The following is a 26,592-nucleotide window of genomic DNA, read 5'->3' as shown; positions in this document are numbered from 1 at the left end:
ATAGGTTTGTCAAATACTCCAAACACCTTTATCTCGCCAGCACTTCTCGCTTGCCTCGACTATCTGGAGCAGAAATAATCCCCTGTTCTTCTAGTTGATCAATAATTCTCGCTGCACGGTTAAAGCCTAGTGAGAAGCGACGTTGTACGCCACTAATTGAGGTTGCCCCACCGTCAATCATAAATTGAGCAATTTCGTCAAACAGTGGATCTAACTCACCGCTTGTGCGTTCTGAGTTTTCGCCATTTTCATCACCCTCTGGTGTTGCCACAATGCTTTCAATATATTCTGGTTTACCTCTCGCTCGCCAGTTATCCGCCACACGCTGAACATCTTCATCGGTCATAAATGCCCCGTGAACACGGATCATTTCAGGGCTACCTGCCCCAGAATATAGCATATCCCCTCGCCCTAATAGAGATTCTGCTCCGCCTTTATCTAAAATGGTTCGAGAGTCAATTTGGCTTGCCACCGTAAATGCAATACGGCTTGGGATATTTGCTTTGATTACCCCAGTAATCACATCAGTTGATGGACGTTGTGTCGCTAAAATTAAGTGAATACCGACCGCTCGTGCTTTTTGGGCGATCCGCATAATGTGATCTTCCACCTGTTTACCTGCCGACATCATTAGATCCGCAAACTCATCGACAATCAACACAATGTAGCTTAATTTTTCTAATGGTGGTGGCAAACTATCCATTGTATCGCCAGGTCGCCACAACGGATTTGGAATAGGCAGATCCATTGCTGCCGCTTGATCGATTTTCGCATTAAACCCCTCAATGTTTCGGACATTTAAACTACTCACCAGTAGGTAACGGCGCTCCATCTCCTCCACCGCCCAACGCAACGCATTTTCGGCTTTTTTCATATCCGTCACCACCGGGGTCAGCAAATGCGGAATATCGTTGTAAATCGACAGTTCAACTACTTTCGGGTCGATCATAATGAAGCGAACCTGCTCAGGCGATAGCTTGAACAATAGGCTTAAAATCATCGTGTTTACTCCGACCGATTTTCCGCCCCCCGTCTGCCCTGCAACCAGTAAATGCGGCATTTTTGCCATATCGACCACAATCGGCTTGCCGCTGATGTCTTTTCCTAATGCCATCGGCAATGTCGCTTTGGTATGGCGAAACTCATTGCTATCCAGCACATCACGCAACCAAACTGTTTCACGCTGACGGTTAGGGGTTTCAATTCCCATATAAGGTTTGCCGGGGACAACATCTGTAATACGAATGGCTTCAAAAATCAGCGAACGTGCAAGATCTGAAGCTAAGTTGGTAATCTTCGCCGCTTTCACGCCTGCTGCCGGTTTGATTTCATAGCGTGTCACCACAGGGCCTACCAACACATCTTCCACCGTTGCCCTCACCCCAAAGTTCGCTAATTCACGCTCAATTCGAGCTGAGGTATCTCGAATTTCTTGCTCTGTAATTTGCTGTTCTTCTGATTTCACTGTCGTCAATAAATCAATCGTCGGCAACGGCGTGGTTGGCTTTTCGACCTTTCTCTTAGTTTGTAACAACGGGTGAATAAGGCTATCGCCATAGCCTTTCGGATAAGTTACGCCCTTCTTTTCAGGCTGTGCCTCTGCTGTTGCTACTTTAGGTTCAAATAGCGGTAGGTTTTCTTGTAAAAATTGCACAGTTGATTGTGCTTCTTCAAACGGCTCTACTGTAGGCTCTGCCGCCACTTCCACCACAGGGTTTAAACGCACCTTTGGCATTACCGGCTCAGTAACGTTTGGCATAATCACTGTTTCTTCCGGCGACTCAAAGGAAGTTGATACAGAAGGGACAGAAACATCAAACTCTGGAACAGTAATGCTTGGCAATGAACTTGGGTTCTCCACTTTAAATTTTGTTACATCGGTTAATTCAACGTCAGCTGCGACTTCTTCCTCTTGAACGGTTTTCAAGCCCGTAATATGCGGACGAGTAAACTGAGAAACATCTGTGTATTGTGGGTTATCTACGGTTTCTTCGCTTTCACTCTCCGCTTCGACTTTCTCCTCATTTTCCTCTGTTTGAACAGCCTCGTCAGTATTTAACGTACTCGGCTTATCTTCGGTTTTTCCTTCCACGATCCAATGATACAAGCGGTTAAATAATTGCAACAAAATCTGTCCCGAACAAAAATAGAAACCTACCGCCGTTAATAGCATTGCAACGAGCAACAATACCATTTGAGAATTGAGCCAAGACGCTAACATTCCCCCAATAAAACCACCCGAAAGATAGTAAGGGGAATTTTCAAACAATACGCTCGACAACCCCGCCAGCCCGACTAAAAATAAGAAAAAGCTCCCTAGCCAAAACCCAATTTTCGCCCAGTTTAGATCGTCAGCTAACCGTAAAATCAATACATAAATCGACGTAAATGCCAGCCCAAAAGGAACAAATACCGCAACTTTACCAAACATCGCAAAGAGCAAATCAACTAAATACGCCCCCAATGCCCCTGTTTTATTTAATGTTTCGTGGGTAATAGAACTTGCCGTACTCCAAGCATTATCCAACGGACTATAACTCGCCCACGCCGTGATCAGATAAATCCCAAAACACGCCGAAAGCAACAACACTAATCTAATCAGGTTCTCTTTCCCTTTTAAACGATCAATCACAGCTAATCCTTATTTCAAAAGTAGATAGTTAGTTTGCTTCACTTCTTCCATCACCACATAGGTACGAGTGTCGTTCACCCCCGGTAAACGCAACAACGTCGTTCCCAATAATTTACGATACGCCGCCATATCAGCCACACGGGTTTTGAGCAAATAGTCAAAATCCCCTGACACTAAATGACACTCTTGAATTTCATCAAGTTGCTGCACCGCCCGATTAAATTCCTCAAAGACATCAGGTTTACCACGAACAAGAGTAATTTCTACAATCACGAGCAAAGGGGCTTCTAATAATTCTGGATTAAGTAAAGCACGATACCCCATTATGATATTCTGTTTTTCTAAACGTTTCACTCGCTCTAAACAAGGCGTTGGCGAAAGCCCAACACGTTTAGAGAGTTCAATGTTTGAAATTTTGCCATTACGTTGTAATTCATTGAGGATTTTTAAATCAATAGCATCTAAGGCTTTTGTTAGTTTTTTATTTTCCATTTGAAGACCTTTCTAGCGGATTGTTCTAAAAACTCCATTCTATCACTTCTTTTTAGAGGGACTAAGGCTATTTGCAAAAAACAATAATTACAGCAATCATCATCTACATACATTATTGTCTCACCATTCTTAAATTTTCTGGTATTCCTTCAAAATTTGAGCGAAAAGGATTAATATCTAGCCCTCCACGACGCGTATAACGAGCATATACAGTCAACTTTTGAGGCTGAGCAAATTCCATTAAATCACAAAAAATTCGTTCAACACATTGTTCATGAAATTCGTTATGTTCTCTGAACGAAACTAAATAACGCAGCAGTTTCTCTCTATCTAATTGCTTCCCTACATAACAAATTTGAATACTTCCCCAATCTGGTTGAGAAGTAATCAAACAATTAGATTTCAATAAATGACTTACTAATCTTTCTTCTACAATTTCCCCATTTGCAATACCTTGTAAGGACTCTCTTGTAAAATCATAACGATTAATACAGATGTTTTGATTATCTATACATTCTCCATTAAACTCAGAAATTGATCGCATAGCAAAATCAGATAATTTATAAATTTGCACTGTGACATCTCCTTGGGCACATTTACTTAAATCAGACTGAATACGTCTTTGTACATCTTCTCTTGAAGGAAAACGCATTTGATTAAAACTATTCAAATAAAGTTTAAAACTTTTTGACTCAATTATATTTGAACTACTACTATCAATAATAACATCTGCAATTGCTACTTGGGGCACTCCATTTTGATTAAGCCATGAAAGTTCATAGAGAGTCCAAATATCTGCTCCTACCGTAAAAGGTTGCTGTTTAACAATACCTAAACTCTCTCTATTTAAATAACGAGGTACCGCTTGTAACAAACTAGGATCATAAGTACTTTTATACTCTGTTTTTTTTCCAAGTTTTAACATGGAAAGACATTCATTATTGTAATTCATTTTAAATCCCTCACTCTTACATCAAAAATCGTTGCCAACAAGTTGCTACATACTGACGTTCATCAATAAATTCGCTGGCATCAACAATACTCTCTTTATTCAATAAATTTAAACGATGAATTTGATCGCGTAAACCAGTATAACACCCTTTCAATCGTTCACCTTCATCTGCAGTCAAAATACCACAAGCCACTGCGCTGTCAAAAATACGAACATTGTCCGACCAATCCGCCATTTGTGGATATTGATGGGTATAGTTTAACACAAGATACTGAGCAATAAATTCAATATCCGTGATCCCACCTTGATCGGTTTTTAAATAAAACCGCCCTGCGGTAGTTTTACTCAGATGGTGGTACATTTTTTCTCGCATATTGCGAATATCTTCTCGTAACTGACCGCTTGAACGCTCTTGGCTTAACGTTTCTCGCCGAATTTGCTCAAATTTTTGTCGAAGTTCCGCAGTACCATATACTGCACGAGTTCGCACAAGGGCTTGACTTTCCCACGTCCACGCCTCGTGTTTCTGATAGTGGTTGTAAGCATTAAATGTACTCACCAACAACCCAGCTTCTCCAGAGGGTCGCAGTCGCATATCCACTTCATAAAGCACGCCAGCACTGGTATTCAAGTTAAAAATACCGTTAATTTTTTGGGCTAACTTAAGATAAAACTGATGGCTTGAAATAGATTTTTTTCCGCCAACTGTTTCGCTCTGTTCAGGGGCATTATGTAAAAACACCAGATCCAAATCTGAATTATAACCAAGCTCAATTCCCCCTAACTTGCCATAAGCAATCACCACAAAATCTTTCTCGCCGTTTTGTAAATGTTCAGGCTCACCAAACCGCTGTGCCACTTGTCGCCACGCTAAATTCACCACTTCCCCGATAATAGCTTCTGCCAGATAGGTTAGGTGATCGCTGATTTTCATCACGGGCAATACCCCCAAAATATCTGCCCCTGCAATACGCAATAAATGGCTCTGTTTAAACTGGCGTAACCCGTCAATCAATGCTTCTTCGTCGTCCTCTGGGATACGCAACAAATACTCTCGCAAGGCTTGAGGATAAGTCTCAAGCGGTAAGATCGTCATTAAACTTTGCTGAAAAATAAACTCATCAAGCAACATCGGATAACGTGCAATTTGCTCTGCTAACATTATTGATTGCCCACACAGTTGCAATAGTTGAGGCAAAATCTGCTCTTTTTCTAACAACAATTCAAGGTAAGTGGTACGCAAGGTGATTTTATCTACGATCTTCAAAATGCGTGGCAATAACAGTAAATAATCCGCCTCGTGAAAAATCTGATCCAACACTTTCGGCATCAGCTTCTGTAGCACCTCTCGCCCTCTTACTCCAATCGGGCGTTTCACCCACTCTTGTAGAGTAGTTATGAGCTGTTGGTAGATCTCCCTATGATCTTGAGTTGCCACAGGATAAGTCGCAAGAACAGTGGCTAAATCCTCTTGGGTAAGTTGTACATTTAAAATATCTCGCCATTCAGCAAATTTTGGGTTTTCCTCACCGCTTTCCTCACTGCCGTCCTCACCAATCAATTCATTAAAAATCGCTCGAACATTCTGCTGGTGTTGATGTAGTTGCAATAAAAAGCTTTCCCAATCCATTGCCCCATTTGCAACCGCCAACCTCGCCCGATCCACTTCATTTGTCGGCAAGGTTTGTGTCTGTTGATCATTAATTGCCTGCAACACATTTTCTGTGTGTCGCAAAAATAGATACGCCTCACGCAAATTATTTACCTGTGTTTCGCTCAACAAATTCAACTGAGCCAACGGTGGCAACACTGCCAACAAACTTCGTTGCTGTAAAATTTTATCTCGCCCCCCTCGCATCATCTGAAAGGTTTGCACAATAAATTCCACCTCACGAATACCGCCAGCCCCCAGCTTAATGTTATCTACCAGCTCTCGCCGTAACACCTCACGACTAATTTTCTGCTTCATCTCTCGCAACGACTGGATCGCACTAAAATCCAAATAACGACGATAGACAAAAGGACGCAACATCTGCTTCAAATACTTATGGTTAATGTTCGTCAGATCTTCACCTAAAATTTTCGCCTTAATCATCGCATAGCGTTCCCAATCACGCCCCTGCTCTTGATAATAATCCTCCATCGCCGTAAAACTCAGCACCAAAGCACCGCTATCCCCAAAAGGACGCAGTCGCATATCTGTCCGATAGACAAAGCCATCAAGGGTAATTTCGTCTAACGCACGGATCAACCGCTGTCCTAAACGAGTGAAAAACTTACTGTTTTCCATCGGCTTCCTACCGCCTACCGTTTCCCCAACATCAGGATAGGTAAAAATCAGATCGATATCCGACGAAAAATTCAGCTCTCGCCCCCCCAGTTTACCCATACCCAAAATCAGCAATTCTTGCTTTTCCCCAAGCTCATTCATCGGCCTGCCATATTCGCCACACATCTGCTCAAACAGCCAATCCCTCGCCCCCAAAATCAAGGCTTCAGCTAAATCCGACAACCGCTCAAACACCTGCTGGGTCGAAGCTCGCTGATTAGATTGAATAAAACTCAAAGTTGCCATTTCACGATGACGAAAACGGCGTAGCTCACGCTGTAATTCTTCTTCATTTTTCACCGTAGAAATCACCGCTTGCAACCGCTCTGCATAACTTTCACCATCCTGAATTTCAGGCGATTTTTCCAACCAAGCGGTCAATAATTCAGGTTGTTTTTGCAACTGTTGAGCCACGAAATCCGACATTGCAATAGCTTTGATAAGCGGTGGGATTTGGGGAGAATGTTGCAGATGTTCGGGAATTTGATGTAACGTTATTAACGTATTCAATTTCGTTTCAGCTTGAGCAAAAAGAAAATTAAACATAAGAGGATCTCAAAGTTAGGTGGTTTGGGGTTATTGTACGGGGAAAACAGGCTAGTAACAAAGATATCATAAAAGTGAAATACATAAACCTTATCCCAAATATATTAAAGTTAAGACACACATTTATTCTTCATTATTTTTTAATTCACATGCTTTCATTGTTCAAAGAGCTTTTTCCAATCACTCTTTTTCGCAAACGCCACTCTATTTTCCGTATGTTTAATGCGGGTAAAAACAATTTCCCACACATCACTGCTCATCAATTTTGCAAGCTGGTGCTTTTTCCAATAAATTTGCAATGCGGTTTGTTTTTCTTGCTCATTTTCAAGACAACGAGCAACGGCTTGAAATTGAATGCCTTCAATTTCTCGAATATTATCAGGTTGTCCTGCAATGGTGCCTGCAATATTGGGGTTAGCCAACATCAATTTGCCGTGTTCGGTCGTTTGCTTTGACAGCACGATCAAGCGGTGAGATTTTTCATCAAATGCGTAAAAGCAACTGGCTGACCAAAGCTGATTTTGATGATGGCACGCAAGGCTCACAACGTGATTTTTCAAGATAAATTGCACAATGTGCGTAGGAATTGGATTATTCATCTACTTTCCTGTCCAGCGTGGAATATCAATCTCAAGATCAAACATATCTAACGCACGAGCAACGCTATGGGTCACAATTTCATCGACCGTTTTAGGCTGATGATAAAGTGCTGGCACGGGCGGAAAAATAATGCCCCCCATTTCGGTGACTTTACGCATATTATCCAAATGGGTTAAGTGCAACGGCGTTTCTCTCACCATTAACACCAATTTACGTCGTTCTTTTAATACTACATCGGCGGCACGAGCCAATAAATTATCGCTAAAACCGTGAGCAACTGATGCTAGGGTTCGCATTGAGCAAGGGGCGATAAGCATTCCAATGGTCTTAAATGAACCGCTTGAAATAGAAGCGCCTAAATTGTGGATAGGGTGAACCACATCGGCAAGGGATAGTAGCTGTTCTTCACTGATGTCAGTTTCATATTGGCGAGTGAGTTCCGCCCCTTTTGAGATCACCAAATGGGTTTCGATATTGTCTAGCGGTTTAAGCAATTCAAGAGCTTTGTAGCCATACTGAAAGCCACTTGCACCGCTAATGCCGATAATAATGCGTTTGTTGGACATAGGTTATCCTTTATATTCTTCCCCCGTTTACGGGGGAAGTCCCCGAGCTTGCGAGGGGGATGGGGGCAGATCAGGAATATTGCCCCCATCGGTTTCGCATTGCTCAACCACTTCCCCCATAAATGGGGGAAGAGTTTTATTAATGAATATCACTGAATAATATCAGAAAAACTTGAAAAAAATAGCAAACTGGTTACTATGTGCCGCTTTATTTTGTTTAATCCGAATTTGTTAAATTATGCACCAAGACCATGTTCAAGACACGCAAAAAGAGAAAAAAATTGCCTATAACTTCAATAAATTGCAAAAACGCTTACGCCGAAATGTAGGCAATGCGATTGCGGATTTTAATATGATTGAAGATGGCGACAAAGTAATGGTTTGTTTATCGGGTGGGAAAGATAGCTATACTTTGCTGGATATTCTGCTCAATTTAAGGCTCAACGCCCCTATTCATTTTGATATTGTGGCGGTGAATTTAGATCAAAAACAGCCAGGCTTCCCAGAACACGTTTTACCTGAGTATCTTGAGAGTATCGGCGTAGAGTATAAAATTGTCGAAGAAAACACCTACGGCATTGTGAAAGAGAAAATTCCTGAAGGGAAAACAACTTGCTCGCTCTGTTCTCGCCTGCGCCGTGGGATTTTATATCGTACTGCCACAGAACTAGGTGCAACCAAAATCGCGTTAGGACATCATCGTGATGATATGCTTGAAACACTTTTTTTAAATATGTTTTACGGTGGAAAGCTCAAATCTATGCCACCAAAGCTAATTAGCGATGATGGTAAACAGATCGTGATCCGACCGCTTGCGTACTGCAAAGAGAAAGACATTGAAAAATATGCCGTGGCAAAACAGTTCCCGATCATTCCGTGTAATTTGTGTGGTTCACAGCCTAACTTACAGCGCCAAGTGGTCAAAGAGATACTACAGACTTGGGATCGTCAATATCCAGGGCGTATTGAAACGATGTTTAGTGCCTTGCAGAATGTTGCTCCATCACATTTATGTGATCCAAATCTCTTTGATTTTAAAGGCATTAAACGTGGTCAGCTAATTGACGGTGTTGAAGGAGATATTGCCTTTGATAAAGCAGAAATTCCGTCTGCTCCTGTGGTTCAAGATAAAGATGATGCAGCAGATTATGCGGAAAGCGGTTTAATTCAGATTAAAGCGGTGAGTTAGTCGAAAAAATCTGCAAAAAGCGAAATAAACGTTTGCTTTTCATTTTTTTCTAGGATATATTTCGGCACATTCAATTTTGGAGCTACTATGAACATTCTCTCAAACATTCGTCACCGTCATCACCATTTACCTGAATAATCTTTCGGGCATTTGGCGTGTTCGGAAGAAACTTCCGAGCGGTGCAAAATGAGAGTAGATCTAAAAACCAATTTCCACCCCTTCGGAAGATGATTTCGAAGGGGTTCTTTTTTATCTCGTAGAATTGAATAATAGGTTTATTTTTTTATTACATTAAGAGGAAAACACAATGTTATTATCAAACGATGTGGTCATCTCGATTATCGTGTTACTCGCATTAAGTTTATTGCGAATTAACGTTGTAATTGCGTTGATTATTGCCGCCTTAACTTGCGGTATTTTAGGTAATTCTGGCAACGGAATGGCATTAGGTGAGGCTTTAACGACAACCGTAAAAAGTTTCACTGGTGGTTTAGGCGGTGGTGCTGAAACTGCAATGAACTATGCAGTATTAGGTGCTTTTGCCGTCGCTTTATCAAAATCAGGTGTTACCGATTTACTGGCATATAAAATCATTAAAGCCTTTGGCAAACGTCCATCTGGTCGTTCACTGTTTTGGTTTAAATATGCGGTACTCTTTACGTTAGTTGCCTTCGCAATGGCATCACAAAACGTTATTCCAGTTCACATTGCGTTTATCCCAATCGTTGTTCCACCATTACTCAGCGTAATGAACCAACTTAAAATTGACCGTCGTGCAGTCGCTTGTGCATTAACCTTTGGTTTAACGGCAACTTATATGTTAATTCCAGCAGGTTTCGGTCAAATCTTTATCGAAAATATCTTGGTAAAAAATATCAACCAAGCAAGGCAACCATTTAACCTAGTGACCAACACTGCAGAAGTTACTCAAGCAATGGCAATTCCTGTGGCGGGTATGATCGTGGGTTTATTATTAGCGTTCTTTGTAACCTACCGCAAACCACGTGTTTATGTGGAAGATCGCCCAGAACCAACCGCTGATGATATTGAAGCTCGTGTAGCAAATGTGAAATCATTCCACATCGGCGTGAGTATCGCAGCAATTGTTGCTACCTGTTTTGTTCAGTTATCAACAAACTCAACGGTATTAGGTGGCTTAGTCGGTTTGATTATCTTTGCCGTTGGTGGTGTGTTCAAACTTAAACAAAGTAACGATATTTTCCAAGATGGCTTACGTTTAATGGCGATGATCGGCTTTGTAATGATTGCTGCTTCAGGCTATGCAAGTGTTGTAAACTCAACAGGCGGTGTTCCTGAATTAGTAGAAGGCTTGAAAGGAAGCATTGATAGCAAAGGAGTGGCTGCATTCTTAATGTTGTTAGTTGGTTTATTAATTACAATGGGGATCGGTTCTTCATTCTCAACAGTGCCAATTATTACATCAATCTATGTGCCATTGTGTCTTTCATTCGGTTTCTCACCGCTTGCAACCGTATCAATCGTAGGCGTTGCTGCAGCGTTAGGTGATGCAGGTTCACCAGCGTCTGACTCAACCTTAGGCCCAACATCAGGTTTGAATGCAGATGGCAAACACGACCACATTTGGGATTCCGTTGTTCCAACCTTTATCCACTACAATATCCCGTTATTAGTGTTTGGTTGGATTGCAGCAATGATTTTATAGGAAATTCCCCCCCCCCTTTTTTTCAAAGGGGGGGGGAATTTTGTTTTAATTTGGATCATTTTCTCTCATTAAATCCCCTTTGAAAAAGAGGCATTTAGAGAGATTTAAAGGACAATATGAAATTCATCTCTTTTAATATCAATGGCTTGCGAGCAAGACCCCACCAACTCGAAGCGCTTATTGAAAAACATCAGCCCGATGTGATCGGCTTACAAGAAATCAAAGTGGCAGATGAAGATTTCCCTTACGATTTAGTCAATCACCTTGGCTATCACGTTTTTCATCACGGACAAAAAGGGCATTATGGCGTTGCACTTTTAACTAAAAACCAACCGCTTGCAGTGCGTAAAGGTTTTCCAACGGACAACGCAGATGCACAAAAGCGTATGATTATGGCAGATCTTGAAACCCCATTCGGAACCCTTACCGTCTTAAACGGTTATTTCCCACAAGGCGAAAACCGTAGTCACGAAACAAAATTCCCTGCTAAAGAAAAATTTTATGCGGATTTACAACGTTATTTAGAAACAGAACTCAAGCCTGAAAACCCGATTATCATTATGGGCGATATGAACATCAGCCCAACAGATTTAGACATCGGGATTGGCGAAGTGAACCGCAAACGCTGGCTGCGTGATGGTAAATGTTCATTTCTACCCGAAGAAAGAGAGTGGCTAGGGCGTTTACACGGATACGGTTTAGTTGATACTTTCCGAGCAATGAACCCAACGGCAGAAGATAAGTTCTCGTGGTTTGACTATCGCTCTAAAGGTTTTGATGATAACCGTGGTTTACGCATTGATTTAGTACTCGCTTCAACCCCTTTGGCTGAACGCTGTGTCGAAACAGGCATTGACCTAGAAATTCGAGCAATGGACAAACCTTCTGACCACGCACCTGTGTGGGCGGTGTTTAAGTAATCATTTAATAGGGTGGCTTGCCACCTTATTTTTTATCCTGTTACGACTCATTTTTCCATTTCACTAATCGCTCAATAAGATAGAGCAATTCTGATCGTTGCTGACTATCTAATTGTTGTAACAATTTTTCGATAACTTTCGCTTGATCGGTCGAACGGTTACTGCTTTCGGTCACTAAATCAGCTACTTCACAATGAAAAATCTCCGAAAGTTCCAACAAACGCAAAACAGTTGGAATTGTTTTGCCCCGTTCCATTCTTGAAACAGCATCATTACTAATGCCTAAAATTTCCGCTAATTGCGCTTGCGTTAAGCCTGATGCTTGACGGTATTTCGCAATCGCTTGCCCAATCGTTTGTATTAATTGCTCACTTTTATCTAACACACGATTTCTCCCTTTATAAAGAAAGAAATAATAGGCATTGACTTTTTTTGATAAATAGCGAATAATACTTATATTAGACTTCAAAGGTCTAAATAAAATAAAAGAGCAAATTTATTTAAAAATTTTTATAAAAATCTGATTTTTTTGTTGAGCTGACACAACCTGTCGTCACCATTCGGGTACACTGCACGCATTCAAAATCAGAGGATTTAGATGTATGCAAAAGAATACTGTTCTAGCACAACGACTTAGTGAAATTTTATCCCAACTCAATCAAGGAAAACGCATTGATATTAATCAACTTGCAGAAGATTTTGGGGTAAGTGTTCGCACCATTCAACGTGATATTAAAGATCGTTTAGCCTTTCTCGAATGGGAAGAGAGCGGACCTCGACATTACAAAATCAACCGTTATAAACTAGGTATACTATCTCAGCAAGACATCTCTCGTTTTGCGTTATTTGCCAGTATTTCAGACCTTTTCCCAAAGGTAGATCGCGATTTTTATCAAGAAAAACTCACCGACAGCGTCAAAGTGAAAGGTTTTCAATATGAAGACATTCGCCACTTAGACAACGAATTTCAACTGATCAAACAAGCCATTGAAGCACATAAATTTATCGATTTTTTATATAAGAAAAGCGGTCAGATTGATGGCAAATTTTACAAAATCGCCCCTTATAGCCTAATCAATAAAAATGGCATTTGGTATTTAATCGGCACAGATGAAGACAAACAGAAAACGTTCTGCTTCACTCAAATCACAATGCTCAAGATGCTTGATGAAACTTTCGAACCAAACCAACAGCTACAAGAAGAGATCAAAAGTAACGACAGTATCTCTTTTGGCAATCAGCTCAGTGAAGTCTTAGTTAAAGTATCCAGCTTTGCCTCCCCTTACTTCCTTCGACGAAATTTACTGCCTAATCAAAAATTAGTGCATAAATCGGAAAACGGCGAACTTATTTTAGCCAGCGAAAACGTAAACGAACTCGACATCGTACCGCTTGTGCAATATTGGATTCCCCATTTAACCATCATCAGCCCTAACGGCTTGCAGGAAAAAATGGTGGAGAAGTTGAAACAATATATTGCGAATGATTAGGGGGAAATATGAAAAAAATTGATATTAGCGAGCCATTTTCAACCATTAAAGCATTAATTAATGAACGTCAAAGTTTTGAAACCTGTGGCATTGATGCAGGTAATTTATTCGCCTTTAGTCAAGAACTTGAAAAATATATTGAAAGTTTAAATTTGAAGTGTCGCCTTTATACCAAAAATCGCTTAGCCGTAGGCTTATCAGCGGTATTAAATCCCCGTTGGGGCATTTTATCCCTTGCAGCAATTGCAGCACATAATTTACTGACCTTAAACCCCGACTGTGAGATCTATCGAGATCTTGCGAATAAAAGGGTTGGGTTGGTTTGGAAGAAAAAATTTTCTTCGTAAAAAATGTTTTTAAAGGAATAAGATATGATGAGTAAGTTTGGCGATGAATCAAAACCAATTAATGGCTTTTTTTAAATATAAAAAGCGTATAGAAGATATGACACCAGTAGAGCTTATACAACGTGGTTGGCCTTTTAATATTTTCAAAAATCCAACAGAAGAAACGAAGCTAGCTGCAGTAAAAGTGGATGGTTGTGCTATTCAATATATTGAAAATCCAACAGAAGAAATGAAGTTGCTTGCGATTAAAGAAAATGGTTATGCTATTCGATATATAAAAAATCCAACAGAAGAAATGAAACAAGAGGCAGATAAACAGGAGGATCCTCTATGTTTTTATAAGGGAAAATAAACTATATAGATATTTAAATGATCTATTCCGCAATTTTTATAAAAAAAGAAACGATGATTTAGTATTTTCACTAAAGTATTTCTATCTTTTGTAACAATTGCTATATAAATTACTGACCTTAAACCCCGACTGTGAAATCTATCGAGATCTTGCGAATAAAAGGGTTGGGGGGGAGTGGAATAAACTGTAATTATTAGGAGAAATTTTATATGGCTTATGTCTATGATGTTGATTTAGAGTTTTTAGCTCAATGTACAAACGAGGATCTACAACCCTTAGTAGATATTTTAACTAAGGATAAAGATGGTAAAAAACGTTATACGGAGGGCTTAACAAGCTCTAGAGTTTACAAAGTATTTTACCCTGATCATAATCTTTATTGGAAAGAGATTGCAGAAGAAATTCAGAAATTCGGAGCAAATACTATTGCTACGTTATTTAGACTAGGGAAAGGGGTTTCATATAAAACTATTCTTATTGAAGTTTGTGAAAAAATGAAAGTAAATTTCAATAAAGAAAGTTCAACCGAACTTATTGAAAAACATTTATTGGATAAAGTATTAACTGGTGCTATCGAAGAGCTATCTGAAGATGATTTAAAAAAATTAGCAGAAGAATTAAAAATTCCAGCTACTCATTTAGGTAAACAATCTTTAACGGCTCTTGTTCTAGTTGAATTAAATTCTCTTTTATCTACCCCAGTTCTTTGGAAGACTATTCATACAATGTTTCCTCAAACTATCGGTACACTATTAGCAGGCACAGCCTTAGGGCGTATTTTAGGCTTTGCCACAGGTCCTATTGGTTGGGGGATAACAGGAATTTGGGCATTAAAAGATATTTCAGGTCCTGCAACTCGCGTAACAGTACCTGCTGTGATCCAAATTGCATTTTTGAGAAAAAAGTATTCTATCAACAATTAAACCAACACAAACAACAGGAGAAAAATATGTTTGTACAAAATTTAACAGCAGAGCAACAATCTGCATTAATTTACTTAGCCCACGAAATTGCACGAGCAGATGGCTCTTCAGATGAATTGCAATTAGGTATGGTAGAGATTCTAACAAAGCAATCAGAAGATGGTGTAACAGAAAAAGCAATTACAGTTGATGAACTTGTTACGTTATTTACAACGGAAAGAGCAAAATGTTCACTATTACTTGAGTTATTAGGTGTTGCTCACGCAAATGAAGAATATCATTTAAGTGAGAAAGATATGATTGCTGGGTATGCAAGAAAACTGGGTATTTCTAATGAAAAATTAAATGCACTAGAAAGCTGGGTAGAAAAGCAATTTGCTTTATCTAGAGAAGTTACATTATTGTTAGATTAAGCATAGGAGTTTATTATGCCTTTACCGTTTATTTTGGCTGGTGCTGCTGCCGTGGCTATAGGAACAGGAATTAAAAAAGGAATTGATGGTTTTAAAGATAATTCCGCTGCAAAAGATATTACTGAAGCCGCCGAAAGTCTTTATGATACAGAAAAAAAGTTATTTGATGAGCAAGATGCCGCAACTAATGCATCATTGGAATCATTAGGTCAATTGCAATTGTCCATAGGTTCAGACTTTGCTGAATTCAAACGCATTTCTGAATTGCTATTGGAAAAATTAGCTCAACATAAGGAAGCTAAAGACTTACAAATTAATATTCCTAAAAATGAATTAGATAAAATTGAAGGGATTGCTTTTTCAGCTGTCGCCTATTTAGGGCAACTAGCTGGAGGGGCTGCAATTGGTGCTGGTGCTGCTTATGCTGTTTACGGTGGTGTAATGGCATTGGCTGCTGCTTCAACTGGCACTCCTATTGCAGCCCTTTCTGGAGCTGCCGCATATAAAGCTACCATGGCTGCAATTGGTGGTGGTGCTATTTCTGCTGGTGGCTTTGGAATGGCTGGAGGTGCAGCAATTTTAGGTGGTGCTGTTGTAGCTCCAATAGTATTAGTTGCTGGCTTAGCTTTTGCAAAACATTCGGAGAAAAAACTTGAATCAGCAAGAGATTATCGTACACAAGTTAAAAATGCAGTTAGTAGTATGAAACTTGGTCGCCATCATTTAAAAGAAACTGAGGAATATTCAAATAAGATCTATAAAGAACTTAATCGTGTTTATCAGATTTTTGGTCAATATTTCCAAGATCTTAAAAATATGGATACCTTAGTTCGTAATGGAGTTGATATCAATACCATCTCATCAGCAATTATTAAGATTGTTGATAATGGTTATAAAGTAGCAGCTATTTTAACAGATATTATTACTACCCCATTATTTAAACCTAAAAAAGATGATAATGGAGAGTTAGTTAAAAACAAAGAAGATACTGTTGAATTTGAAACAGATAAAGATGGTATGAAAGTCATTAATAAAGAAGATATTGATGCGCATATTACGTTATCAACATATAAATCAAAAGATTTTGAGTAAATTATGCTAGGCGAGAGGAATCTCGCCTTTTTATAGGGAGTGAAATATGTCAAATGTACTTATGACTAAGCCTGAATTTGATTGGACAGGTGAATTAGAAAAAACGGTAGTAAATTCATTAGTCACTACTTTTGGTTTAGATTTCTTGCTTTTTGAAGATAAGCGTGGTGGAGATGTTGATACAATTAATAATGTTCGTCAAGGTATTTATGCAACAGATGAAGCTAAAAATGCTTATGATAGTAGGGGAGATTATGATGGCAGTATATATAGGACACATGAAGACTATAAAGAAAAAGGTCGTAAGGATAAGAAAGCAATAGAAAATGGTGAGTTATATGATGCATATAATAAAAATAACAAGTTAAATAGAAAAAGAGAAATAGATCATACTATATCAGCCAAAGAAATTCATGACGATGCAGGTCGAGTCTTAGCTAACGTTGATGGTGTTAAAATTGCTAATAGAGATTATAACCTAAATACAACAACCTGGGATGTTAATAATCCTAAAAGGGAACACTCTGTTACTAAATTTATTAATGAAATCGCTCCCCAAAAAATAAAACAATTAGAAAAAACTATAGAGCATAAAAAAAATCAAATAAGTAAAATTACAGGAGATACTCCTGAAGAAAGACATAAAAGAGAAAAATTATCAAAAGAAATTGAAACGCACGAAAATCAAAAGAAAGAATTAGAATCAATTCTGGAAAATAAAGAAGATATTCTTGCTGCGGATAAAAAAGCTCGTGAGGAGTATAATAAAGAAATAAATTGGAAATATTATACAAGTTCCAAGTTTTTCAAATCAACTGCACTCGCAGCGGGTAGAGCTGGTTTAAAAATGGGAACACGTCAGGCATTAGGTTTAGTTCTTGCAGAAATTTGGTTTGAATTAAGAGAGAGAATACCTGAAATTTATCAAAGTCTAAAACAAAACTTTACGATTATAAAGTTTTTAGAAAAAATTGCTAAGACATTAAGTAATATTTTTGAACGTGTAAAAGAACGTTTTAAAGATCTTTTAACCGCATTTAAAGATGGAGCAATTGCAGGCTTTTTTAGCAACATTAGCACTACAGTAATGAATATATTTCTTGTTTCTGAAAAAATGGTAATGAAGCTCATTCGTGAAATGTGGAATAGTATTGTAAGTGCAATTAAACTAATTACTTTTAACCCAGATAATCTTAATGCAAAAGAATTGTTTAAAGGCGTGTTAAAAATACTTAGCGCAGGTTTATCTGTATTATTAGGTACAATGTTAAACTCTCATCTAAATACTATTCTTATTTTTCCAATGGGAGATTTAATAGCAGCATTTGTAAGTGCTTTAGCCACAGGGCTTATGACGTGTGCTTTTGCATATTTTATTGAAAATGGGTTATCTTTCAAGAAGTTATGGGAAATAATTAATTCATATAAAAATAAGTATGAATTAATGACAGAACATATGAAGGAAATTAATGCAGAGCTTGACCGTTATTTATTAGAATGGGCAAAGATTGAATTTAACTTAAATCCAAATGAAATAGCAGTATTTGTAGATAGCCTTGAGGCTTGTAATTCCGAATTAGAACGTTCTATAGTGTTAGAAAAAGAGATTCATCGCCGAAATATAGAATTACCGTATGAATCAGGTAATGAGCAAAGTACTAGAAATTGGTTAGCTAGTTTAGCAGTCAAATGAGTTCTTTAGCTTCTTTCCCCTGCAATTCCTGTGGCAAATGCTGTCGCCGAGTGAATTTAAGTGAACAAACCGCTTATTTAGATCGTGGTGATGGCGTTTGCCATCATTTTGATGAACAAACTAATTTGTGCAAAATCTATGAAAACCGACCGCTTGTTTGCCGAGTGGAAGATTACTATAAAGCCCATTTATCTCATCTGTATAGTTGGGAAGAGTTTGTTAAATTGAATTTAGAAATTTGCAATAAACTTTAAACCAAATAAGAAATAGGAAATAATATGAATTTTTTTGATATTTTAGGGCGAGTAGCCAAGGCTATTAGCCGTTCTGTAGGAAATTCTATGGAAAATCACATAATTGAACTTTGGAATAAATTAAAACATCTCGACAATGACCGATTTATTTCATTTATAAATTCAAAGGATACATTAAATACTCAGGTGTATATATCTGTTTTATCTATATATTCCAAGAGTATCAATTCTTATTATGATTTCATTTATACAATAGGAAAAACCAAGTATAACAAGGATGAAATAATTAGAGGAACCTTGCGTATATGTAAATCTAATATTATTCAACTATCTAATAAAAGAGAAATGAATGAAATTAGACAGATAGCTAATAAATTTGCTACTGAATTTTCATAAGTGCATAGTTAGTATTTAATATACCCATTTTACCAAATGTAAGGATAAGAAAATGAACTTTGAAGAACAACTTGTTAAAGAAGTCGTTGCTCGTATGACGGAAGAAGAAAAATGGGAAACATTCAAGGCACTTCAAAAGTTTGATTTTGATGAAATGGATAGAATGTTTGAAGAATACGATAAAAAACTTAGAAATATTGAACAAACACTCAGGAAAAGTGAACAGCTCTTGGAAAAAATGAAAGCTGAACATAACTCTAGAAAGGTGTAATAGACAACATAGTCGCTAAAAACTGGCTCAAAGCCTTATAGTATAAGGCTTTAAAGAGCCTCTCCCACAATTTGTGTAAATACCTGTTTCTGAGATAATACATTCAGACACAGGTATTTTATTATGAACGAAAAACAACTTCACGCCTTGGTAGCGGAATTTGCCAAAAACCTAAAAACACCAAAAGACCTCAATCAATTTTCACGGATGCTCAAGAAAATTACCGTCGAGGCTGCGTTAAATGATGAACTGACCGACCATCTTGGTTATCTAAAACGAAGATTCAGCTTTGCATTGTGCATTTAGTGCGTAACAGCGTGAAATTCGTTTCGTGGAAAGATTACAAAGCCGTCACTGCAGATTTAAAGCAGGTTTATCAAGCCCCGACGGAAGTACAAGCTCGCGAAAATCTGACCGCACTTTCGCAAAAATGGCAGGCAAAATACCCGCTTGTAAAGATGCATCAAAAAAATGGACAATGCCGATTCAGAACTGGAAACTGGCGATGAATCGATTTATGATTGATTTTGGTGATCGCCTAGACGATCACCGTTAAGTTGAAATGGGTGTTTACACAGAATTTGGGATAGGGTCGTTATAAGTTATCCCCAATAATTTGACAATGCCCTCTAATTTCCTCTGTGGAAATTTCAGTCATTAATTTATATCCAAAATACTTCTTAATTTCCCTTTCGTAAGTCGCAAGTCTTAATGCTCTTGTACTTTCCGCAAAATCAGTTTCGGCAATATATTTAAGTGCAAACGCTTCAAAATTATTCGCACTTTTTATTTGATTTTTCTTCTTCCGTTTTTCTGTGGCTGGAGAAATCCCATCACTCACCATTTTACGAGCCATCATTAGCTTTTCTCTTGCTTCAACAAGAGATATGCCGTCCTTTCCATATTTTCCTATTGTTAATGTTTCTCTTCGTCCGTTAATACGATAATCATACCTAAACGTAACCGTGCCAGCAGGAGATACAACAACGTACAATCCATCACGATCTGCTACTTTATAAGCCTTATCCTTTGCTTTTAAAGATTTAATTTTACTATCTGTCAGCATTCTTCCCCCTATTTTAAAATACCGTCAAATTAATGACGGTATTTTGATATTAAGGGATAAACAGCTCAATCCTTACCGACAATTTTTACGCAAAAAAATTGAAATACTATGAAAAGCTGTGAATAGGTGGGATATTATTCCCACTCTATCGTAGCTGGGGGTTTTCCGCTAACATCATACACCACGCGAGAAATCCCGTTCACTTCGTTGATAATACGATTTGAGATTTTACCTAATAGATCATAAGGTAAATGCGCCCAATGTGCAGTCATAAAGTCGATAGTTTCGACTGCACGCAGGGAAACAGCCCAATCATATTTACGTCCATCGCCCATTACGCCTACTGATTTGACTGGTAGGAATACAGTAAAGGCTTGGCTGACTTTGTAGTACCAGCCTGAGGCGTGTAGTTCTTCCATAAAGATCGCGTCAGCTCGGCGGACTAAATCGCAGTATTCTTTTTTGATTTCGCCTAACACACGCACGCCTAAGCCTGGACCGGGGAATGGATGGCGGTTGAGCATTTCAGCTGGTAAGCCTAATGCCAAGCCGATTTTACGTACTTCATCTTTGAACAATTCACGCAATGGTTCAACTAAACCGAGTTTCATATAATCTGGCAAGCCGCCTACGTTGTGATGCGATTTGATCACGTGTGCTTTGCCTGTTTTGCTGGCGGCGGATTCGATTACATCTGGGTAAATCGTGCCTTGTGCTAACCATTTTACTGAAGTGAGTTTTTTCGATTCATCATCGAACACATCAACGAATACTTTACCGATAGTTTTGCGTTTCGCTTCAGGTTCATCAATGCCTTTGAGTGCATCTAAAAAACGGTCTTCAGCGTTTACACGAATGATGTTCAAGCCGAATTTATCGCCGAACATCTCCATCACTTGATCACCTTCGTTTAAGCGTAATAAGCCGTTATCTACGAATACGCAGTGCAAGTTTTTGCCGATTGCACGGTGTAAAAGTAGTGCGGTAACAGAAGAGTCCACACCGCCTGATAAGCCTAAAATCACTTCATCATCGCCAACTTGGGCTTTAATGCGAGCTACGGCATCTTCAATGATGTTTTCCGCTGTCCATTTGGTTTCGCAACCACAGATGTTTACCACGAAGTTAGTTAATAAAGCTAAACCGCTTTTCGTATGGGTTACTTCTGGGTGGAATTGTACGCCATAGAAACGGCGACTTTCGTCCGACATTGCCGCAATCGGGCAAGTTGGAGTTACGCCAGTGATTTGGAAGTTTGACGGTAAACGGGTGACTTTATCGCCGTGGCTCATCCAAACGTCAAGTTTTGGATTACAAGCGGTCAGATCATCGTTTAATTTTGCAAATAAGCTATCGGTTGCTTTCAATTCAACAGATGCATAGCCAAATTCACGGTGATCCGAAGTTTCAGTTAAACCGCCCAACTGCATCGCCATCGTTTGCATACCGTAGCAAATGCCCAGCACTGGCACGCCAGCGTTAAACACATATTCAGGCGCACGTGGGCTGTTTTCTTCGGTGGTACTTTCAGGACCGCCAGAAAGAATAATACCCGTTGGGTTAAATTCACGGATCTGTTCTTCCGTCACGTCCCAAGCCCAAAGTTCGCAGTAAACCCCGATTTCACGCACACGACGTGCGATCAGTTGGGTATATTGTGAACCAAAGTCAAGGATTAAGATTTTGTGGTTGTGTATGTTTGTCATTTTTAGTCCTAGTTTATATATTCAAATAGCTACGAATCTCATCTGTTAATTTAATGAAATTATCATTTTGTTCATTTATTTGCTGAAATATCTTTAACTGAGGCTTCGGCTAACATATTGAGAATGAGCTCGGTGTTCGTCATATTATCGCGTAAGTTTTCTTTTTTTAATCCTTTGAATTGCTTATATTCTTTGGTAGTTTTTCCGCTCCACGCTTTAGTGATAATATCGGTTAAAACAGCAAATTGTTGCCCTTCTTTTACGCCGACACGTTTCCATTCGTCCGTCAGTTCCTTACGGATTTCAATACTTTTTAAACGTTGGTTAATCCAATTTTCCGAATAGCCTAATCGCAAGTAATCCTGCATTGCTCGATTGATCGTGAGCTCTGGATCTTGCAATTCATCTAAACGCTCACTTCCCACCTGTGCTAACCAAAGTTTAAATGGCTCAGCTTTCGGGGATGGAATGGATTGAATTAAGCGTAGTAGTTGCGGTACATCGGCTACGTCAGTCAAACGCATTTTCCCATCGGGTGATAGCATTTTCAACTGTCCGATTTTTTCGGACAGTTCACTACCTTCCTTTTTTAGCTTAGTTTTTAAATCGCTCCAATATTTTCTTGGGCGAGAGTTTTCTGTCAAAACTTCGATTACATCAATAATCGAAAAATACCATTTTTCTTGCTCTTCGTCCCAAACGGAACGCACTTCTTTGTCTTCAAAAAGTTTGATGTCCATATTTTCAACCATAATTAAATTGCTAACTTAGTTTTGCTTATGCTGATTAAACCACCCAACATAATCAAACTGATCGTAAAAACGTTTTCTATTCAAACCGCAATACTCAAACAGATCGCCTATTTTTTGCTGTTGTTCAAAGCCTTGAATATAAACTGCAGAGGTTAGTTCAAGATACGGTTTATGGGTAAAGACAACTTTATTCTTAAATGGTAGTTGTTCAAATTCAAGTAGGTCTTCATCGCGACAGCCGTCTCGTTCTGCCATCATAATGAAAAGATGATTGAGATCCATGCGAGCGGTGCGTTCTTGCCATTTTTTTACCGCTTCTTGCTCTGAATGGTAGTGCATAAAATAAAGGTGAATATCGCCTAGTAGTCCAACGGGGTATTTTCTTTGAATTTCTTTGGGGAAAGTGATTTCTTGGGTTTGGTAATGGGCAATATTTTTTACATATTTAATAAAATCAGTGGGGGTTAAAAATAAATTTACAAAAGGGGAATTAAAGCGTAAGCCCAAATCGTGCAACATAAAAGCCCCTGTGCAGTTGCTGGAAATAACAGCCAGGGTGTTTGTGTTTAATCGTTGGTGATTTTTAGCGTTAAGGCTTTTGCGAAAAAAATCGTTGATTTTATTTGTTATTTTTTTGATTAAAGGCATTTATATTCCTTGTTAGCGGTAAGATTTTCCCGTTATTTTACCGCTTGTTTTCAGTATTATGTATTAAAGAGAGAAACAAGCGGCATCACGCTTGGTGTCCATTGAATAAAGCAGGACACCAAGCGTGGCGAAAAATTAACTCATACGATAGTTTGGCGCTTCTTTCGTGATGGTGACATCGTGAACGTGGCTTTCTTTGATACCTGCACCACTAATGCGGACAAATTGTGCTTTGGTGCGAAGTTCATCAATGGTTGCACAGCCTGTTAAGCCCATACAAGAACGTAATCCGCCCATCTGTTGATGGATAATTTCTTTGAGTAAGCCTTTGTAAGGAATGCGACCTTCAATGCCCTCTGGCACTAATTTATCTGCGGCATTATCGGATTGGAAATAGCGGTCAGATGAACCTTTTGACATTGCCCCTAATGATCCCATTCCACGATAGGCTTTGAATGCTCGCCCTTGGTAAAGCTCGATTTCACCTGGAGCTTCTTCTGTGCCTGCAAACATTGAACCCACCATTACACAAGATGCACCTGCAGCAATTGCCTTAGCAATATCGCCTGAATAGCGGATACCACCATCTGCGATGACAGGAATGCCACGATCTTTTAAGGCTTCCGCCGCGTCAGCAATTGCTGTGATTTGTGGCACACCTACGCCTGTAACAATACGAGTTGTACAAATTGAACCTGGACCGATACCAATTTTAACCGCACTTGCTCCAGCATCAGCAAGGGCAATCGCACCTTCAGCAGTTGCCACGTTGCCTGCGACAATAGGTAAGTTCGGGTATTTCGCACGGGTTTCACGCACACGTTGTAACACACCCTCAGAGTGACCGTGGGAAGAGTCGATAAGCAAGACATCAACACCAGCCTGAACAAGAGCATCAATACGTTCTTCATTACCTGGACCAGCACCGACTGCCGCACCGACACGCAGACGACCTAACTCATCTTTACAGGCGTTCGGTTTTTGCTCAGCTTTTTGATAATCTTTAACGGTAATCATCCCTTTTAGTTTGAAGTTATCATCCACCATTAACACTTTTTCAACTCGGTGATCGTGCATAAGTTCTAAAATTTCTTCACGATTAGCCCCTTCTTTGATCGTCACTAAACGCTCTTTAGGTGTCATCACTTTAGAAACGGGCTTATTTAAATCACGTACAAAACGGGTATCACGAGCGGTGATAATTCCTACAAGGTTATCTTCAGCATCTACGACAGGATAGCCTGCAAAGCCATTTTTCTTCACTAATTCAGCTAACTCACCTAATGTTAAATCAGGGGAAACGGTCACTGGTTCAGAAACGATACCGCTTTCAAACTTTTTCACTTTACGCACACGATCTGCTTGGCGTTCAATTGACATATTTTTATGGATAAAGCCAATTCCGCCCTCTTGAGCAAGGGAAATCGCTAATTTAGCTTCTGTCACGGTATCCATTGCTGCAGAAAGCATTGGGATATTTAAGCGAATGTCTTTGGTAAGTTGAGTAGAAAGGTTTGCGGTATTTGGAAGCACGGTAGAGTGTGCAGGGACAAGAAGAACATCATCAAAAGTCAGTGCTTCTTTAATTACTCGTAGCATTGCAATAGTTCCTTAATTTGAAAGTTAAAAAATAAAACTGGAAAAATTGCGAGCGGATTATACAGAGATTTAGTTGAGTTGTAAATTTACAAGCGGTTAGATTTGTTAAATTTTTTGCCAAAAAGATGGGCTATTAGCCCATCTATCTTTGTTAGACAATCTCGTAATACAACTCTTGATACTGCTGTGCTACTTTTGCCCAGCCGAAATCTTGAGCAAGGGCATTTTGGCGTACGCTTGACCACAATTTATTTTTACCCCATAAATTGATCGCACGCAGTACGGCATCGTAGAAATTATCTGCATCAGGATAGCTGAATACGAAACCTGTTGCAGTGCGGTTTTCAATGCTTTCTTTGTGTGCATCATTAACGGTATCGGCTAAGCCACCAGTTCTGCGGACTAATGGTAGTGTGCCGTATTTTAAGCCGTAAAGTTGGGTTAAACCGCAAGGTTCAAAGCGGCTTGGGACTAAGATAACATCACCACCTGCGATAATTTGGTGTGAAAGTGCTTCATCATAGCCAATTTTTAAGCCGATTTTATGTGGGTAACGAGATTGTGCATCACGCAATGCCCATTCTAAGTCAGGCGATCCGCTACCAAGTACCACGAGTTGCACATTGTGTTGCATTATTTGGTCAATGCGTGCAAGTAAGAAATCTGCCCCTTTTTGTTCGGTTAAGCGAGTAACCATTACGAATAAGAGAGCGTCTTTATCTTCTGGCAAACCAAAGTAACGTTGTAGTTCCGATTTGTTTTTACCTTTACCTTGCATATAGTTCGGGCGGTAATTTGCCACGATATTTGTGTCGGTTTCAGGGTTCCAAACGGTATCATCTACTCCATTTAAAATACCACGCAATGCCCCCTCTGCAAGGCGTTGTTGTAGTAAGCCGTGCATTCCTGCCCCTGCGATTTGTTCGGTAATTTCACGTGCGTAGGTTGGGCTTACGGCTGTGACACGATCTGCGTAGAATAAACCTGCTTTAAGATAGGAAATTTCGCCGTAAAATTCTAAACCATTCACATGGAAAAATTCCCAAGGTAAGGCTAATTCTGCTAGGTGATAGGCTTGGAAACGTCCTGGGTAGGCGATATTGTGAATGGTAAAGACACTTTTAACAGGGCTGTTCCAGCTTTTGAGATAAGCACAAGCTAAACCTGCTTGCCAGTCGTGAGCGTGTAACACATCACTTCTGCCCCACCAATGATCTAAACCTGAAGCAAGTTGTGCTCCGAGATAACCTAATAGTGCAAAACGTTTGTAGTTATCGGTGTAATCTTGGTAGTTGTCGTCGTAGTAAGGTAAACGACGATCAAAGAGATGTGGGGCATCAATCACATATACGCCTAAGCCATTCAAATAAGCAAAACGAACAGTGACAACACCTGCAAAGGTACCGACGGTCGCAACTTCAACGGTTTCGCCTAACTTGGAAGCCACTTGTGGATAATAAGGAATTAATACTCGAACATCATTTCCAGCTGATTGTTGTGCATAGGGTAACGCTCCCATTACATCAGCAAGTCCGCCTGTTTTGATAAGCGGGTACATTTCTGAACAAATATGTAAAATTTTCATTAACTATTTACCAATTTAAATAAATTCTTCCCCCACTTGTGGGGGAAGTGGTTGAGTGAAACGAAACCGATGGGGGCAAATAATCCCCCATCCCC

25 protein-coding genes, 3 pseudogenes and 1 other annotated feature are annotated in these 26,592 nt (G+C 39.4%); of the genes and pseudogenes, 15 read left to right on the top strand and 13 right to left on the bottom strand.

The annotated features are described in order from the left end of the window. Positions 1-28 precede the first annotated feature (28 nt). The 6 genes from J1G47_RS05680 to J1G47_RS05655 form a co-directional block, all read right to left on the bottom strand. Entirely contained in the window at positions 29-2,632 is a 2,604-nt protein-coding gene (locus tag J1G47_RS05680) for a DNA translocase FtsK (RefSeq protein ID WP_038514054.1), read from the bottom strand. Positions 2,633-2,641: 9 nt separating this feature from the next. Then, positions 2,642-3,124 carry a leucine-responsive transcriptional regulator Lrp gene (lrp, locus tag J1G47_RS05675; protein WP_207326836.1) on the bottom strand — a complete coding sequence of 161 codons (483 nt, stop codon included), beginning with the start codon at positions 3,122-3,124 and terminating at the stop codon, positions 2,642-2,644. Positions 3,125-3,236: 112 nt separating this feature from the next. Further along, the gene (queF, locus tag J1G47_RS05670) at positions 3,237-4,076 is read right to left on the bottom strand and encodes an NADPH-dependent 7-cyano-7-deazaguanine reductase QueF (protein WP_010786825.1); all 840 of its coding nucleotides are present in this window, start codon (positions 4,074-4,076) and stop codon (positions 3,237-3,239) included. A 16-nt stretch (positions 4,077-4,092) separates the two neighbouring features. After that, a complete protein-coding gene (glnE, locus tag J1G47_RS05665) occupies positions 4,093-6,951 on the bottom strand; it encodes a bifunctional [glutamate--ammonia ligase]-adenylyl-L-tyrosine phosphorylase/[glutamate--ammonia-ligase] adenylyltransferase (RefSeq protein ID WP_234924180.1) in 2,859 nt (952 codons plus the stop codon). A 155-nt stretch (positions 6,952-7,106) separates the two neighbouring features. Continuing rightward, a complete protein-coding gene (locus tag J1G47_RS05660) occupies positions 7,107-7,550 on the bottom strand; it encodes a PNPOx family protein (protein ID WP_071610186.1) in 444 nt (147 codons plus the stop codon). Continuing rightward, on the bottom strand, positions 7,551-8,117 hold the full coding sequence (locus tag J1G47_RS05655; protein ID WP_010786828.1) for a UbiX family flavin prenyltransferase: 567 nt from the start codon (positions 8,115-8,117) through the stop codon (positions 7,551-7,553). A gap of 238 nt (positions 8,118-8,355) precedes the next feature. On the opposite strand from J1G47_RS05655, the gene ttcA reads away from it, so the two are divergent. The 3 genes from ttcA (at position 8,356) to xthA (ending at position 11,910) form a co-directional block, all read left to right on the top strand. Beyond that, positions 8,356-9,306: a tRNA 2-thiocytidine(32) synthetase TtcA gene (gene ttcA, locus J1G47_RS05650; protein WP_112062965.1), complete on the top strand. Its 951-nt coding sequence runs from the start codon at positions 8,356-8,358 to the stop codon at positions 9,304-9,306. 113 nt (positions 9,307-9,419) lie between these two features. After that, positions 9,420-9,555 (top strand) — a sequence feature (His leader region). A gap of 58 nt (positions 9,556-9,613) precedes the next feature. Continuing rightward, entirely contained in the window at positions 9,614-10,990 is a 1,377-nt protein-coding gene (locus J1G47_RS05645; RefSeq protein WP_207326835.1) for a Na+/H+ antiporter family protein, read from the top strand. A 116-nt stretch (positions 10,991-11,106) separates the two neighbouring features. Beyond that, positions 11,107-11,910: an exodeoxyribonuclease III gene (gene xthA / locus J1G47_RS05640; RefSeq protein ID WP_207326834.1), complete on the top strand. Its 804-nt coding sequence runs from the start codon at positions 11,107-11,109 to the stop codon at positions 11,908-11,910. A gap of 40 nt (positions 11,911-11,950) precedes the next feature. Here xthA and J1G47_RS05635 read toward each other — a convergent pair whose 3' ends face one another. Then, positions 11,951-12,295, bottom strand: coding sequence for a helix-turn-helix domain-containing protein (locus J1G47_RS05635; protein ID WP_005713464.1), 345 nt, complete (start codon positions 12,293-12,295; stop codon positions 11,951-11,953). A gap of 217 nt (positions 12,296-12,512) precedes the next feature. Here J1G47_RS05635 and J1G47_RS05630 point away from each other — a divergent pair, with 217 nt between their 5' ends. The 12 genes and pseudogenes from J1G47_RS05630 to J1G47_RS05575 all read left to right on the top strand — a co-directional run. Further along, the gene (locus tag J1G47_RS05630; protein WP_005713468.1) at positions 12,513-13,400 is read left to right on the top strand and encodes a helix-turn-helix transcriptional regulator; all 888 of its coding nucleotides are present in this window, start codon (positions 12,513-12,515) and stop codon (positions 13,398-13,400) included. A gap of 8 nt (positions 13,401-13,408) precedes the next feature. Further along, on the top strand, positions 13,409-13,747 hold the full coding sequence (locus J1G47_RS05625; RefSeq protein WP_075620969.1) for a hypothetical protein: 339 nt from the start codon (positions 13,409-13,411) through the stop codon (positions 13,745-13,747). Between the two features lie 43 nt (positions 13,748-13,790). Next, on the top strand, positions 13,791-14,099 hold the full coding sequence (locus J1G47_RS05620; RefSeq protein ID WP_005713474.1) for a DUF4116 domain-containing protein: 309 nt from the start codon (positions 13,791-13,793) through the stop codon (positions 14,097-14,099). 209 nt (positions 14,100-14,308) lie between these two features. Then, positions 14,309-15,022, top strand: a complete 714-nt coding sequence (locus J1G47_RS05615) for a DUF3944 domain-containing protein (protein ID WP_207326833.1) — start codon at positions 14,309-14,311, stop codon at positions 15,020-15,022. Positions 15,023-15,048: 26 nt separating this feature from the next. After that, positions 15,049-15,435 (top strand): hypothetical protein, encoded by a 387-nt coding sequence (locus tag J1G47_RS05610; RefSeq protein WP_005713479.1) that lies wholly within the window; start codon positions 15,049-15,051, stop codon positions 15,433-15,435. 15 nt (positions 15,436-15,450) lie between these two features. Next, entirely contained in the window at positions 15,451-16,527 is a 1,077-nt protein-coding gene (locus J1G47_RS05605) for a chemotaxis protein (RefSeq protein WP_207326832.1), read from the top strand. Between the two features lie 46 nt (positions 16,528-16,573). Next, a complete protein-coding gene (locus J1G47_RS05600; RefSeq protein WP_010786833.1) occupies positions 16,574-18,220 on the top strand; it encodes a coiled-coil domain-containing protein in 1,647 nt (548 codons plus the stop codon). 50 nt (positions 18,221-18,270) lie between these two features. Next, positions 18,271-18,474: a YkgJ family cysteine cluster protein gene (locus J1G47_RS05595; protein WP_016528009.1), complete on the top strand. Its 204-nt coding sequence runs from the start codon at positions 18,271-18,273 to the stop codon at positions 18,472-18,474. 24 nt (positions 18,475-18,498) lie between these two features. Then, complete coding sequence (locus J1G47_RS05590) at positions 18,499-18,870, top strand: hypothetical protein (protein ID WP_005713491.1); 372 nt, start codon at positions 18,499-18,501, stop codon at positions 18,868-18,870. A gap of 52 nt (positions 18,871-18,922) precedes the next feature. Continuing rightward, on the top strand, positions 18,923-19,141 hold the full coding sequence (locus J1G47_RS05585; RefSeq protein WP_005713493.1) for a hypothetical protein: 219 nt from the start codon (positions 18,923-18,925) through the stop codon (positions 19,139-19,141). Between the two features lie 123 nt (positions 19,142-19,264). Beyond that, positions 19,265-19,423, top strand: a pseudogene (locus J1G47_RS05580) (IS256 family transposase); the annotation flags it as partial. Continuing rightward, a pseudogene (locus J1G47_RS05575) lies at positions 19,414-19,697 on the top strand (transposase); the annotation flags it as partial. The pseudogenes J1G47_RS05580 and J1G47_RS05575, both read left to right, overlap by 10 nt. Before the next feature lie 39 nt (positions 19,698-19,736). Here the strand turns inward: J1G47_RS05575 and J1G47_RS05570 are convergent. The 6 genes and pseudogenes from J1G47_RS05570 to glgA form a co-directional block, all read right to left on the bottom strand. Next, positions 19,737-20,207: an Arm DNA-binding domain-containing protein gene (locus J1G47_RS05570; protein WP_005712315.1), complete on the bottom strand. Its 471-nt coding sequence runs from the start codon at positions 20,205-20,207 to the stop codon at positions 19,737-19,739. A 134-nt stretch (positions 20,208-20,341) separates the two neighbouring features. Beyond that, positions 20,342-21,913 carry a glutamine-hydrolyzing GMP synthase gene (guaA, locus tag J1G47_RS05565; RefSeq protein ID WP_012621660.1) on the bottom strand — a complete coding sequence of 524 codons (1,572 nt, stop codon included), beginning with the start codon at positions 21,911-21,913 and terminating at the stop codon, positions 20,342-20,344. An 83-nt stretch (positions 21,914-21,996) separates the two neighbouring features. Further along, positions 21,997-22,665: pseudogene (locus tag J1G47_RS05560) on the bottom strand (BRO family protein); the annotation flags it as partial. Between the two features lie 15 nt (positions 22,666-22,680). Continuing rightward, positions 22,681-23,313, bottom strand: coding sequence for a DUF1919 domain-containing protein (locus J1G47_RS05555; protein WP_010786841.1), 633 nt, complete (start codon positions 23,311-23,313; stop codon positions 22,681-22,683). A 135-nt stretch (positions 23,314-23,448) separates the two neighbouring features. Continuing rightward, the gene (gene guaB / locus J1G47_RS05550; RefSeq protein WP_005712302.1) at positions 23,449-24,912 is read right to left on the bottom strand and encodes an IMP dehydrogenase; all 1,464 of its coding nucleotides are present in this window, start codon (positions 24,910-24,912) and stop codon (positions 23,449-23,451) included. A gap of 151 nt (positions 24,913-25,063) precedes the next feature. Continuing rightward, positions 25,064-26,497, bottom strand: coding sequence for a glycogen synthase GlgA (glgA, locus tag J1G47_RS05545; protein ID WP_010786842.1), 1,434 nt, complete (start codon positions 26,495-26,497; stop codon positions 25,064-25,066). Positions 26,498-26,592: the final 95 nt, after the last annotated feature.

Source organism: Glaesserella parasuis (genome assembly GCF_017352235.1).
In the GTDB taxonomy this organism is placed as follows: Bacteria; Pseudomonadota; Gammaproteobacteria; order Enterobacterales; family Pasteurellaceae; genus Glaesserella; species Glaesserella parasuis.
This window is presented reverse-complemented; position numbering and strand designations above follow the sequence as displayed.